Here is an 11,960-nt window from a genome sequence, read left to right on the forward strand (position 1 = left end):
GGCGTCAACCGACGGGGGCCCCGACCAGCCCGAGCTGGGTCAGGAGATCGACCTGGTCGAAGTACAGCCCGAAGTCGGTGAAGCGATCCCCGGAGACGTTGCCGATGTTGATGAAGGGGACGCTGACCCGGCGACCCGTGGACGGCAGATCGCCACTCGGCGCGTGGAGCGTCTCGGTGTGGGTCCCCTCGAACACCGCCTCGACGACGCCGCTGCCACCTCCGTCGACGATCCGCAGGACGCGGCACCGGTTGTCGGGGAAGGCCTCCTGCCACAGGCGGTAGAACATCGCCACGATCTCCGGCCCCGCGCCGCCGACCCCACCCGGCGCCGACAGTGTCGCGTCCTCGGTGAAGAGGGCGGACCACCCCGCCTGGTCCTTGGCGTTCCACCTCTCGATGCTCAGCTGCATCAGTTCGCCCGCGTTCACGTGACCTCCCGCTCTCGCCTCCGGACGCCGGGAGCCGGCGTCGAGGGCTGCAGGATCGGCGCGCGGCATCACTCCTGGGTGCCGGGCGGGCGGAGGTCTGGTCTCGGCGGCGGGGCCGTGCGCCTAGTTGAGGCTGTGCTCGACCGCGAACTTCGCGCTCGGCGCCCACACGGCCCGCAGCTCGTCGAGCAGCACCGCCTCGCGGGTCATCGACTGGCGCACGAGCTGCAGGCGCTTGATCGGGCAGGTCTGCTCGAGCAGCTCCTGGCGATCGGCGAGGGGCAACAGGCAGTCGCCGGCGAGGAGGTGGGCGAGCTCGGGGTCGGCGACGTCGGGGGCCGGCTCCTCCGCGAGCTCGGCGGGCAGCTCCCCGTCGCCGCCGCCCTGCTGGCGCCAGGCCGTGGTGCAGTAGCGGCGGTGCGCGGCGCGGGCGGCCATCGCCAGCGGCGCGAGGTCCTGCGTCCCGCCGTCCTCGTCGTCGGGCAGCCACTCGACGGTCCCGACGAGGTAGGGCGCGCTCGCGTCGTCGACGTCGACGAGGCGGAAGCGCCGGTCGCCGGTGGTCTGGATGTCGAAGCGCCCGTCGGGCAGCCGGCGGACCTCGCGCAGCGTCGCGGTGCAGCCGACGTCGTGCAGGCCGTTCCGGCCGTCGTCGGGGCTCCAGCCCTCGCGGACCGCGACCACCCCGAACTGCTTGCCCGGCAGCGTGCCGGTGACCAGGTCGATCGTCAGCTGGCGGTAGCGCGGCTCGAAGATGTGCAGTGGCAGTGAGGCGCCCGGGAGCAGCACGGTCCCCAGCGGGAACAGGGGCAGCGTCTCGACCACGGCGCCCACGCTACGACCCCGGGCGCGTCGCCGCCGGGTGGGTTTCGCCGGTGGGCTCACCGGGTGGTCGCAGCGCGGCGAACGGATCGGTCACGCGCAGTCCGCGGTCGGAGAACCGGAAGACCGCGGCCGGGCGACCCCCGGCGGGCCCCGGAGCCGCCGTCTCGCCGGTGGGCACGAGCACGCCGCGGCGGGTCAGCACGCGCTGCAGGTTGGTCGCCGACACCCGGTGCCCGAGCGCGGCGGCGTAGAGATCGCGCAGCTCGGAGACGGTGAACGCGGCCGGCGCGAGCGCGAAGCCGATGTTGGTGTACGACAGTTTCGCGCGCAGCCGGTCGAGGCCGTCGCGGGTGATGGCGCCGTGGTCGAAGGCCGTCCCGGGGAGGCGGTCGACCCGGTGCCAGGCGGTGTCGTCGGGAACGGCCGGATCGGCGTCGGTGGGGACGAGGCCGAGGAACGCCGTCGCGATCCGGCGCGGGGGCGGGCCGCGGTGGGGGTCGGAGAAGACGCCGAGCTGCTCGACGTGCGCGACCTCGCCGAGGTCGACCTTCTCGGCGAGGTGGCGGCGCACGGAGGCCTCGACGTCCTCGTCGGGCCCGAGCCGCCCGCCCGGCAGCGCCCAGCGCCCGGCGTGCGGCTCCCGCGCCCGCTGCCAGAGCAGCACGCTCGGCACGGCCCCGGTGATGCGCAGGACGACGGCGAGCACGTCGTGCGCGTACGTCCCCGCCTCAGCGACCTCACCGCCCTCCACGGAGCGTGATCGTAGGCCGTGTCAGCGGCGGCACTCCGCTGACGCCCAACGTCCGTATCGCCACGCGCTCGACGGCGGGCGAGGTGGCGCGCACCACGCCGCGTGACCGGGCCCTGGCGCGGGGGCGGAGCGGGCGGGTACGGTCGGCCACGTTTTCGACCATCAGGCGAAAACCACCGAGACCGGTCGCCCTCGACGCCGAGGGGCTGCCGGGGGAGGAGACGGCGATGACCGTCACCGCTGCCACGGACCTCGTCGAGCCGCTCGTCGCCGGCCCGGACTGGGCGGACGAGGTGCGCCGGCTCGCGCGCGAGCGCGACGCCGTGGTTCTCGCGCACAACTATCAGCGCCCCGAGATCCAGGACGTCGCCGACCACACCGGCGACTCGCTGGCGCTCTCCCGCATCGCCGCCGCCAGCGACGCGAGCACGATCGTCTTCTGCGGCGTCCACTTCATGGCCGAGACCGCGAAGATCCTCGCCTCGGAGAAGACGGTCCTCATCCCGGACGCGCGCGCCGGCTGCAGCCTCGCCGACTCGATCACCGCCGACGAGCTGCGCGCCTGGAAGGCGGAGCACCCGGGTGCGGTCGTCGTCAGCTACGTCAACACCACGGCCGCGGTGAAGGCCGAGACCGACGTCTGCTGCACGTCGTCGAACGCCGTCGAGGTGGTCGAGAGCATCGACGCCGACCGCGACGTGCTCTTCCTGCCCGACCAGTTCCTCGGCGCACACGTCCGGCGCGTCACGGGGCGGAGCAACCTGCACATCTGGGCGGGCGAGTGCCACGTCCACGCCGGCATCAACGGCGCCGAGCTCACCGCCCAGGCGCAGGCCGACCCCGAGGCCGACCTGTTCGTCCACCCCGAGTGCGGGTGCGCGACGAGCGCGCTCTACCTCGCCGGTGCGGGCGCGGTACCCGCCGACCAGGTCCACATCCTCTCGACCGGCGGGATGCTCGACGCCGCGAAGAACACGACGAAGCGCAGCGTGCTGGTGGCCACCGAGGTCGGGATGCTCCACCAGCTGCGCCGCGCCAACCCCGACGTCGACTTCCGGGCGGTCAACGACCGCGCCGCCTGCTCCTACATGAAGATGATCACGCCGGGCGCGCTGACCCGGGCGCTGCGCGACGGCCGGGACGAGGTCCACGTGGACGCGGCGACGGCACAGAAGGCCCGCGGCGCCGTCCAGCGCATGATCGAGATCGGGCAGCCCGGGGGCGGGGAGTGAGCCGGCCGGACTGGGGGACGGCCGCCGACCTGGTGGTCGTCGGCTCCGGGGTCGCCGGCCTGACCGCGGCGCTCACCGGGCAGCGCGCCGGCCTGCGCGTCGTCGTCGTCACCAAGGACACCCCCGACGCCGGGAGCACCCGCTGGGCCCAGGGCGGCATCGCCGTGGTGCTCGGTGACGTGCCCGGCGACTCCGTCGCGACCCACCTCGCCGACACCGTCGCCGCCGGCGGCGGCCTCGTCGACCCGCTCGCCGCCCGCACGATCCTCGCCGCCGGGCCCGCGGCGGTCGCGGCGCTGCGCGGCGAGGGCGCGGTGTTCGACGGCCACCCCGACCGCCTGGCCCGCACCCGCGAGGGCGGGCACACCGCGCTGCGCGTCGTGCACGCCGGCGGCGACGCCACCGGCGCCGAGGTCGAGCGCGCCCTGCTCGCGGCCTCGCGGCGCGAGGAGCTGACGGTGCTCGCGGGCCACGCCGCGTCGTCGGTGCTCACCGGGCCGGACGGCGCCGTCGAGGGCCTGGAGGTCCGCGACGACGAGGGCCGCGCCGGGGTCCTCGCCGCGCCCGCCGTGCTACTCGCGACCGGCGGCGTCGGCGGGCTCTACGAGACGACGACCAACCCGGAGGTCGCGACCGCCGACGGCTGGGCGCTCGCCCTGCGCGCCGGGGCGGCGCTCGCCGACGTCGAGTTCGTCCAGTTCCACCCCACCGCGCTGTACACCGGGGCCGCGCTGAGGGGCCGCGCGCCGCTGGTCACCGAGGCCCTGCGCGGCGAGGGGGCGGTGCTGCGGGACACGAGCGGGGGGTCGGTGACCGCCGGGGTGCACCCGCTCGGCGACCTGGCTCCCCGCGACGTCGTCGCCGCGGCCATCACCCGGCGCATCGGGGCCCTCGGCGCCGAGCACGTCTGGCTCGACGCCACCGGCATCCCCGACGTCGCCGCCCGCTTCCCGACGGTCGCCGCCTCGTGCGCCGCCATCGGCGTCGACCTCGCGCGCGACCCCGTCCCGGTCCGGCCGGCCGCGCACTACTCGTGCGGCGGTGTGGTCACCGACGACCGCGGGCGCACCGGGGTCCCCGGGCTCTGGGCCGCCGGCGAGGTCGCCCGCACGGGGCTGCACGGCGCCAACCGCCTCGCCTCGAACAGCCTGCTCGAGGGCTTGGTCATGGGCCGGCGGGCCGCCGAGGACGTCGCCGCCACGCTGGCCGGGCCGCGGCGCCTGGCCGATCCGGCCGACCCCGAGCCGCGGCCGGCGCACGTCGCCGCCCGCGCCCTCCTGCAGGCCGCCATGACCCGCGGCGCGGCGATCGGGCGCGACGCCGCCGGGCTCGCCGCCGCCTCGGACGCCGTCGAGGCCGCGAGCACCGAGCGCGTCGCGACCACCCGCGCCGAGGTCGAGGACGCCGCCTTGACCCTCGCCGCGCACGCCCTGCTCGCGGCCGCGGGCTCGCGCACCGAGAGCCGCGGCTGCCACGTCCGCACCGACCACCCGCGCACCGACGACCACTGGCAGCGCGCCTCGTCCACCGTCGTCCTGTCCGGGGACCGCCTGCACGTCGGGACCACCGACGCCCGTCACGGAGGTGTCGCATGACCGCCTCGCTCACCCTGCCCGCGGGGCTCGACCCGGCCGAGGTCGACGCCGTCGTCACCCGCGCGCTCGACGAGGACCTGCGCGACGGCCCCGACGCCACCACCGCCGCGTGCGTGCCGGAGGGCACCGTGGCCGTCGGCGAGTTCCGCACCCGCCCCGCCGGGACGCTCGCCGGGCTCGGCGTCGCGGTCCGCGTGCTCGAGCGGGTGTGCGGGCCGGACCTCGAGGTGCTGGCCGCGAGGACCGACGGCGATCGGCTCGACCCCGGCGACGTCGCCCTCGCCGTCCGCGCGCCCCTGCGCACCCTGCTGACCGCCGAGCGGACCGCGCTCAACCTGCTCGGCCAGCTCTCCGGGGTCGCGACGGCCACGTCCGCGTGGGTCGACGCCGTCGCCGGCACCCGCGCCCGCATCCGCGACACCCGCAAGACCGTGCCGGGGCTGCGCGCGCTGCAGAAGTACGCGGTGCGCTGCGGGGGCGGGGTGAACCACCGGATGTCGCTCGGCGACGCGATCCTGATCAAGGACAACCACGTCGCGGCGGCCGGCTCGGTCACCGCGGCGCTCGCCGCCGCCCGGGCGTACGCCCCCGACCTGCCCTGCGAGCTCGAGGTCGACTCGCTGGCCCAGCTCGACGAGGTGCTCGAGCTCGGCGTCGAGCTGGTCCTGCTCGACAACTTCACCCCCGACCACGCGGCCGAGGCCGTGGTGCGCCGCGACGCCCGCGCGCCGGGCACCGGCCTCGAGGTCTCCGGCGGCCTGACGCTCGACACCGCCGCCGCCCACGCCGCGGCCGGCGTCGACTTCCTCGCCGTCGGCGCTCTCACCCACTCCGCCCCCGTCCTCGACCTCGGGCTCGACCTCGCCACGTGAGTGAAATTCCCGGCCGTAGCCGGGAAGATCGCTCACATGGGAGTGGTCGTCGTCGGCGGCGGGATCGCCGGGGTCTCGGTGGCCGCGGAGCTCGCGCGGGACGGTCCCGTGGTGCTGCTCGAGGGCGAGCACGAGCTCGCCCGGCACACCACGGGCCGCTCGGCGGCGAGCTACATCCCCGGCCACGGCCCGCCGCCTGCCCGCGCGCTCGTCACCGCCTCGCGCGCCCGGTTCGACGCCCTCGCCGACGAGGCCGGCCACTCGTTCCTGCGCCCGCGCCCCGTCCTGCACGTCGCCCACGACGAGCACGAGGAGCTGGTGCTCCGGACCGAGATCCTGCCCCTCGACGCCGTCGACGAGCTCGCCCCCGACGACGCCGTCGCCCGCTGGCCCGCCCTGCGCCGCGACCTCCTGCGCGCCGCCGCCGTCGTCGAGACCGCCCAGGACGCCGACCCGCTCGGGCTGCACCAGCACTACCGCCGCGCCCTGCGCGCCCGGGGCGGCGAGATTCGGACGGGCACCCCGGTCACGTCGCTCGAGCGCCGGACCACCGGCTGGCGCGTCGGGACCGGCCACGACCACCTCGACACCGACACCGTCGTCCTCGCCGCGGGGGCCTGGACCGACCGCCTGCTCACCCTCGCCGGCGTCGACCCGGTCGGCCTGCGCCCGCTGCGCCGCACCATCGCGATCGCGCGCGTCCCCGCGGGCGCGCCGGTGCGCCGCGACGACCCGTTCGTCGTCTCCGCCGGCGAGCGCTGGTACGCCAAGCCCGAGGGCGAGCACCTGCTGGTCTCCCCGTCGGAGGAGACCCCGGCCGAGCCCGGCGACCCGCGCCCCGACGAGCTGGACGTCGCCCGCGCCCTCGAGCACGTCAACGCCGTCACCACCCTGGGCCTGCGCTCGGTGGCGACGAGCTGGACGGGTCTGCGCACCTTCGCCCCGGACCGCTCGCTGGTCATCGGCGACCGCCCCGGGCATCCCGGCCTGCACCTCTTCGCCGGTCAGGGCGGCTCGGGCATCGAGACCGCGCCCGCCGCGGCCGCCCTCGCCGCCGCCGTGATCCGCGGCGACACCCCGCCGGCCGACGTCCTGGCCGCCCTGGAAGACCAGGGCACGACCCTCGACGCGGTGCTCGCCACCCGCCTCGGGGCCGCGGGGAGCCCCCGCTAGCCTCGCCCGTATGGGGGACATGCGGCGCGTGCTCGCCGTGCTGCTGACCGTGCTCGCGCTCGCCGGCGCCGGGTGCTCGACGGGCTCGACCGACGGTGACCCGGCGCCCCCGGCGGCGACCGCCGCCCCGGCCCCGCCCGCGGGCACCGGCGACCCCGCCCTCGGCGTCCTCGCGCCCCTGCCCCCGCAGGGCTCGCGGGAGGGGCCCCGCATCTGCGGGAAGACCGAGTCGGTGCCGGTCGCGGGCGGGCGCTACGAGGTCCAGAACAACGCCTGGGGCGCGGACACCCCGCAGTGCACCACCGCCTTCGACACCGGCTTCACCGTCGAGGCCCGCCACGCCAAGGACTCGGGGCCCGCCGCCTACCCCTCGATCGTGGTCGGCTGCAACTACGGCACGTGCACCCGCGACTCGCCGTACCCGCTACCCCTGGCGGAGATGGGCGACATCCGCTCCAGCTGGGCGGTGACCGTGCCCCGCCGCGGCGACTTCAACGTCGCCTACGACGTCTGGCTCGACCCGACCCCGCGCCGCGAGGGCGCCAACACCGGCGCCGAGCTGATGATCTGGCTCGACCGCACCGACCGCGTGCAGCCCATCGGCTCGGAGCGCGCGACCGTCGAGATCGCCGGCGCCCGGTGGGCGGTGTGGACGGGCGAGAACCACGGCACGCCGGTCATCTCCTACGTCCGCGAGGAGCCCACCGACACCGTCGTCGACCTCCCGATCAGCGAGTTCGTCACCGAGGCCACCCGCCGCGGCGTCGTCGAGCCGGACTGGTTCCTCACCAACATCCAGGCCGGCTTCGAGCCCTGGATCGGCGGCGGGGGCCTGTCCACCGACGCCTTCTCCCTCACCCGGAACGGGGTCTGAGCGTCCCGAACGAGGGAGATGACCTCCCGTCACCCACACGCCCACCGTACGTTTCAGCGCGACGAACGGTCGAGCGACGAGGGCGGCGGCGGATGAACGGTCGGAAGCGAGCGACGAGCGGGCTCATGGTGGCGATCCTCGCCGTGCTCGCGATGCTGGTGGGGGTGAGCCCAGCGCTGGCCACCGCGCCGCCGGCACCGGAGTCGCCGCGGGTCGAGGGCAAGCGGGTGTGCGGCAAGACCGAGTCGACGCCGGTGGCGGGCGGGCGCTACGAGGCCCAGAACAACCTCTGGGGTGCGGACACGCCGCAGTGCATCACGGCCTTCGACACGGGCTTCGTCGTCGACCCCGCCGACCACCGCAACGAGGACGGGCCGGCCTCCTACCCGTCGATGGTGTGGGGCTGCAACTACGGCAACTGCACCAAGGACACCCCGTTCCCGCGGCCGGTCTCCCAGCTCGCCGGGCTGAAGTCGTCGTGGACGGTCGAGGTGCCGCCCACCGGCGACTACAACGTCTCCTACGACCTCTGGATGGACCCGACGCCGCGCCGCACCGGCCGCCCGACCGGCCTCGAGCTGATGATCTGGCTCAAGAACACCCCGCGCGTCCAGCCGATCGGCGAGAAGAAGGCCGAGGTGGAGATCGGCGGCACCCGATGGGACGTGTGGCTGGGCGCCATCGACCTGCCGACCATCAGCTACGTGCGCCAGGAGCCGACGCTGCAGGTCACCGACCTGCCGCTCGACCAGTTCGTCGCCGACGCGCAGCGCCGCGGCGTCGCGAAGCCCGAGTGGTACATGACGAGCGTGCAGGCCGGCTTCGAGCCGTGGATCGGCGGCCGGGGCCTGACGACGCGGTCGTTCTCCGCGACCCTGCCCTGATCGCTGGCCTGATCGCTGCCCTGATCAGTCCTCGGCGGGGTGCTCCCGCAGGGCGTCGATCATCCGGCGGTCCCGCTTGGTCGGACGACCCGCGCCCCGGTCGCGCACCGCGACCGGGGCCGGGCGCTCCTCCGGCGGCGGGGGCGGCGGGGTGTGGTCGACGTAGCAGGTGACGGCGACGGGGGCGCCGACCCGCTTCTCGATGACCTTCGTGACCTCGACGGTCCTCGCGATCTCGTAGACCCGCGTGCGCACGGTGTCGCCCGGCTTCACCGGTGTCGCGGGCTTGGCCGGGGTGTCGTTGACTCGCACGTGACCGCCGCGGCAGGCGTCGGCGGCGTCGGCGCGGGTCTTCGTCAGCCGCACCGCCCAGAGCCAGCGGTCGACACGCGTGGAGTCCATCGCCGACCAGTGTGCCGCCCCTCGCGACGGGATAAGACTGCTGCGTGGACCACGGCATCATGATGTTCCCGACCGACTACGCCATCGACCCGGCCGAGCTGGCCCGGGAGGTGGAGGCCCGGGGGTTCGACTCGCTCTGGTTCCCCGAGCACAGCCACATCCCCACCGAGCGCGCGTCGCCGTACCCCGGCGGCGGTGACCTGCCGCGGATGTACATCCACACTTACGACCCGTTCGTCGCCCTCACCGCGGCGGCCGCCGCGACGACGACGCTGAAGGTGGCGACGGGCATCTGCCTGGTCATCCAGCGCGACCCGATCCACACCGCCAAGCAGGTCGCGAGCCTCGACCGCCTCTCGGGCGGGCGCTTCCTCTTCGGCATCGGCGCCGGCTGGAACCGCGAGGAGATGGCGCACCACGGGGCGAACCCCAAGACGCGCATGCGCCTCATGGGCGAGCAGGTCAAGGCCATGAAGGAGCTGTGGACGAAGGACGAGGCGGAGTTCCACGGCGAGTTCGTCGACTTCGCGCCGAGCTGGGCCTGGCCCAAGCCGACCCAGCAGCCGCACCCGCCGGTCTACGTCGGCGGCATGGGGCCGGGCGTCGAGGACCGGATCCTCGAGTACGGCGACGCCTGGCTGCCGCAGCGCGTGGGGCCGGACAACATCGGCGAGTTCGAGCAGCGCGCGGACGCCCTGCAGCAGCGCGCCGCCGACGCCGGCCGGGGCCGCATCCCGATGTCCCTGTTCGGCGCCGAGACCTCGTCCGAGGCCCTCGACGGCTACCGGCGCATCGGCCTGGAGCGCGCCATCTACGGCGTGAGCTCGTCCGACCGCGACACCGTGCTCAAGGAGCTCGACGAGCTGGCCAAGGTCATCGGCTGACGATGCCGACGCTCGACGAGGACGACGCGCGCCGCCGGTTCGCCGCGTCGCGCGTCGCGCGTCTCGCCACGGTCTCGGCCGACGGGCAGCCGCACCTCGTGCCGGTCGTGTTCGCGGTGGACGGCGACCGGGTCCTCATGGCCGTCGACCAGAAGCCCAAGCGCCACCGCGCGCTCAAGCGCCTGCGCAACATCGACGACAACCCCGCCGTCTCGCTGCTCGTCGACCGCTACGACGAGGACTGGAGCACCCTGTGGTGGGTGCGCGCCGACGGCGTCGCGACCGTCTCCGACGCCGAGCCCGACCTCGTCCGGGCCCGCGCGGCGCTGGGGGAGCGCTACCCCCAGCACCGCGCGGAGCCTCCGGAGGGCCCGGCGTTCACCGTCGAGGTGTCCCGCTGGACGGGGTGGTCGGCGGGCTAGTGCTTGCCGGCCCGCAGGTGCTCGACGAACCAGTCGCGCGCGGCCGCCGAGGTGATCTCGAACCCGGGGCCGGTGTAGGCGTCGAAGTGGCCGCCCGGCGCGATCACGATCTTCTTCGGGTGCACGGCCGTCTCGTAGGCGGCGGCCGCGAGCTCGCCGGCGATGAGCCGGTCGTTCGGGGTCACGACCATCTGCACCGGCGTCGGGGAGATCAGCGGCAGGAACGCGCGCGGCTCGTAGCCCTGGAGCAGCTCGACCGACCGCAGCGTCACCTCGTTGCGCCACGCCGGCGCGCGGTCGCGCTGGGTGCGGGTGAACCACTCGTAGGAGTCGGCGGTCGGCAGCGCGGCCGGGGCCGCCGGGTCGTCGGTGACCACCGGCATCATCGCCGGCTCACCCCCGCGGGCCCGCTCGAGGCGGTCGGCGGCGAAGGCCTCCCACGTCGGCCCCCAGGCGTCGATCCGGACGAGGGACTCGAAGCCCCGGCGTCCCGACACCAGCGGGGCCTGCCCGGACACCGCCTTCACGCGGCGGTCGATCGCGCCGAGCACGTAGACGTGGCCGCCCGAGTAGCTCGAGCCCCAGGCGCCGATCCGGTCGGCGTCGACATCGGGGCGGCTCTGCGCGTAGGTGACCGCGTGCTGGTAGTCGCGGATCTGCTCCCAGGGGTCGATCTCCTGGCGCGGCTTGCCCGGGGCGGCGTCGGAGGCGCCGAACCCGCGGTTGTCGTAGACCACGCACGCCAGCCCCGCGGCGGCGAAGACCTCGGCGTAGTCGTCGAGGTGCTGCTCCTTGACCGCCGAGAAGCCGTGGGCCATGACCACACAGGGGTGCCCGCCGTTCGCGTCACCGTCGGGTGCGTAGAACCACCCGCGCAGTGTCGCGCCCTCGGCGTCGAAAGAGATGTCCTCGCGCATCGGTGCGCTCCCGTCGTCGTCGATACCGACGACGCCCGAGCCTGGCGGAGCTCCCGCATCCGCGGGGTAACGGTCCGGGAACGACGGTCCGGGCACGGCGCTCGGCCACCGACCCTCCGCCGAGCACTCACGCGCTGCCCCACGAGGAGTTCTCGACCTCGAAGCGTCGTCACGCGGGCGCCCTCGGCCGCCGTCTCGCTCTCGAGCCCACGCTCGTGGCCGGGGTGTCGGTGCCCCGTCCTACCGTGCGGGCGTCGTCCGAGGGAGGAGAACGATGTGCCCCGCAAGGTCTCCGAGATCATCAAGATGATCGAAGCCGACGGTTGGTACCTCGTCGTCACACGCGGCAGCCATCGTCAGTACAAGCACCCGACGAAGGCCGGCCGCACCACCGTCGCGGGGAAGCCGAGCGACACGTTGCACCCGCGCACCGAGCGGAGCATCCTCGACCAGGCCGGCCTGGAGCGGAGGACGTCGTGACTGGTTATGTCGTCGTGGTCGAGCGCGACGAGAGCGGCGGCTACAGCACGTGGAGTCCTGACCTGCCGGGATGCGTCGCCGCCGCGACCGACTACGACGAGTGCCTGCGCCTGATGACCGACGCCGTGCAGATGCACGTCGAGGGCCTCCGCGAGGACGGCGACCCCGTCCCGCCGCCCACCGCGTTGGCCGCCCTGGTCGTCCCGGCCGCCTAGCGGC

At 75.2% G+C, this 11,960-nt stretch carries 15 protein-coding genes; 10 read left to right on the forward strand and 5 right to left on the reverse strand.

The window, feature by feature from the left end; all coding sequences use genetic code 11:
* Window positions 1-4: 4 nt before the first annotated feature.
* The 3 genes from ACFPK1_RS30380 to ACFPK1_RS30390 all read right to left on the reverse strand — a co-directional run bounded on the left by ACFPK1_RS30380 (window position 5) and on the right by ACFPK1_RS30390 (window position 2,006).
* Window positions 5-430: an ester cyclase gene (locus ACFPK1_RS30380; RefSeq protein WP_378024685.1), complete on the reverse strand. Its 426-nt coding sequence runs from the start codon at window positions 428-430 to the stop codon at window positions 5-7.
* A gap of 123 nt (window positions 431-553) precedes the next feature.
* Complete coding sequence (locus tag ACFPK1_RS30385) at window positions 554-1,255, reverse strand: LON peptidase substrate-binding domain-containing protein (RefSeq protein ID WP_378024686.1); 702 nt, start codon at window positions 1,253-1,255, stop codon at window positions 554-556.
* 10 nt (window positions 1,256-1,265) lie between these two features.
* Window positions 1,266-2,006, reverse strand: a complete 741-nt coding sequence (locus ACFPK1_RS30390; RefSeq protein ID WP_378024687.1) for an NUDIX hydrolase — start codon at window positions 2,004-2,006, stop codon at window positions 1,266-1,268.
* A gap of 227 nt (window positions 2,007-2,233) precedes the next feature.
* Here ACFPK1_RS30390 and nadA point away from each other — a divergent pair, with 227 nt between their 5' ends.
* The 6 genes from nadA (at window position 2,234) to ACFPK1_RS30420 (ending at window position 8,636) form a co-directional block, all read left to right on the forward strand.
* Window positions 2,234-3,238 carry a quinolinate synthase NadA gene (gene nadA, locus ACFPK1_RS30395; RefSeq protein WP_378024688.1) on the forward strand — a complete coding sequence of 335 codons (1,005 nt, stop codon included), beginning with the start codon at window positions 2,234-2,236 and terminating at the stop codon, window positions 3,236-3,238.
* Window positions 3,235-4,833 (forward strand): L-aspartate oxidase, encoded by a 1,599-nt coding sequence (locus ACFPK1_RS30400; protein ID WP_378024689.1) that lies wholly within the window; start codon window positions 3,235-3,237, stop codon window positions 4,831-4,833. Before nadA ends, ACFPK1_RS30400 begins: the two co-directional genes overlap by 4 nt.
* The gene (gene nadC, locus ACFPK1_RS30405) at window positions 4,830-5,705 is read left to right on the forward strand and encodes a carboxylating nicotinate-nucleotide diphosphorylase (protein ID WP_378024690.1); all 876 of its coding nucleotides are present in this window, start codon (window positions 4,830-4,832) and stop codon (window positions 5,703-5,705) included. Before ACFPK1_RS30400 ends, nadC begins: the two co-directional genes overlap by 4 nt.
* 36 nt (window positions 5,706-5,741) lie before the next feature.
* Window positions 5,742-6,878 carry an NAD(P)/FAD-dependent oxidoreductase gene (locus ACFPK1_RS30410; RefSeq protein ID WP_378024691.1) on the forward strand — a complete coding sequence of 379 codons (1,137 nt, stop codon included), beginning with the start codon at window positions 5,742-5,744 and terminating at the stop codon, window positions 6,876-6,878.
* 10 nt (window positions 6,879-6,888) lie between these two features.
* Window positions 6,889-7,752 (forward strand): GH12 family glycosyl hydrolase domain-containing protein, encoded by an 864-nt coding sequence (locus ACFPK1_RS30415; protein WP_378024692.1) that lies wholly within the window; start codon window positions 6,889-6,891, stop codon window positions 7,750-7,752.
* Window positions 7,753-7,844: 92 nt separating this feature from the next.
* The gene (locus ACFPK1_RS30420; RefSeq protein WP_378024693.1) at window positions 7,845-8,636 is read left to right on the forward strand and encodes a GH12 family glycosyl hydrolase domain-containing protein; all 792 of its coding nucleotides are present in this window, start codon (window positions 7,845-7,847) and stop codon (window positions 8,634-8,636) included.
* A gap of 24 nt (window positions 8,637-8,660) precedes the next feature.
* Here ACFPK1_RS30420 and ACFPK1_RS30425 read toward each other — a convergent pair whose 3' ends face one another.
* Complete coding sequence (locus ACFPK1_RS30425; protein ID WP_378024694.1) at window positions 8,661-9,038, reverse strand: RNA-binding S4 domain-containing protein; 378 nt, start codon at window positions 9,036-9,038, stop codon at window positions 8,661-8,663.
* Window positions 9,039-9,082: 44 nt separating this feature from the next.
* Between ACFPK1_RS30425 and ACFPK1_RS30430 the strand changes: the two genes are divergently transcribed.
* Together ACFPK1_RS30430 and ACFPK1_RS30435 are read left to right on the forward strand one after the other, a co-directional pair.
* Complete coding sequence (locus ACFPK1_RS30430) at window positions 9,083-9,922, forward strand: LLM class F420-dependent oxidoreductase (RefSeq protein ID WP_378024695.1); 840 nt, start codon at window positions 9,083-9,085, stop codon at window positions 9,920-9,922.
* A 2-nt stretch (window positions 9,923-9,924) separates the two neighbouring features.
* Window positions 9,925-10,344, forward strand: coding sequence for a TIGR03668 family PPOX class F420-dependent oxidoreductase (locus tag ACFPK1_RS30435; RefSeq protein WP_378024696.1), 420 nt, complete (start codon window positions 9,925-9,927; stop codon window positions 10,342-10,344).
* Here ACFPK1_RS30435 and ACFPK1_RS30440 read toward each other — a convergent pair.
* The gene (locus ACFPK1_RS30440; protein ID WP_378024697.1) at window positions 10,341-11,261 is read right to left on the reverse strand and encodes an alpha/beta hydrolase; all 921 of its coding nucleotides are present in this window, start codon (window positions 11,259-11,261) and stop codon (window positions 10,341-10,343) included. The two genes, ACFPK1_RS30435 and ACFPK1_RS30440, sit on opposite strands and share 4 nt — an antisense overlap.
* 276 nt (window positions 11,262-11,537) lie before the next feature.
* On the opposite strand from ACFPK1_RS30440, the gene ACFPK1_RS30445 reads away from it, so the two are divergent.
* The gene (locus ACFPK1_RS30445) at window positions 11,538-11,741 is read left to right on the forward strand and encodes a type II toxin-antitoxin system HicA family toxin (RefSeq protein WP_378024698.1); all 204 of its coding nucleotides are present in this window, start codon (window positions 11,538-11,540) and stop codon (window positions 11,739-11,741) included.
* Window positions 11,738-11,956: a type II toxin-antitoxin system HicB family antitoxin gene (locus tag ACFPK1_RS30450; protein ID WP_378024699.1), complete on the forward strand. Its 219-nt coding sequence runs from the start codon at window positions 11,738-11,740 to the stop codon at window positions 11,954-11,956. Before ACFPK1_RS30445 ends, ACFPK1_RS30450 begins: the two co-directional genes overlap by 4 nt.
* Window positions 11,957-11,960: the final 4 nt, after the last annotated feature.

Origin of the sequence: Actinomycetospora rhizophila (assembly GCF_042657905.1) — a bacterium.
GTDB lineage: Bacteria > Actinomycetota > Actinomycetes > Mycobacteriales > Pseudonocardiaceae > Actinomycetospora > Actinomycetospora rhizophila.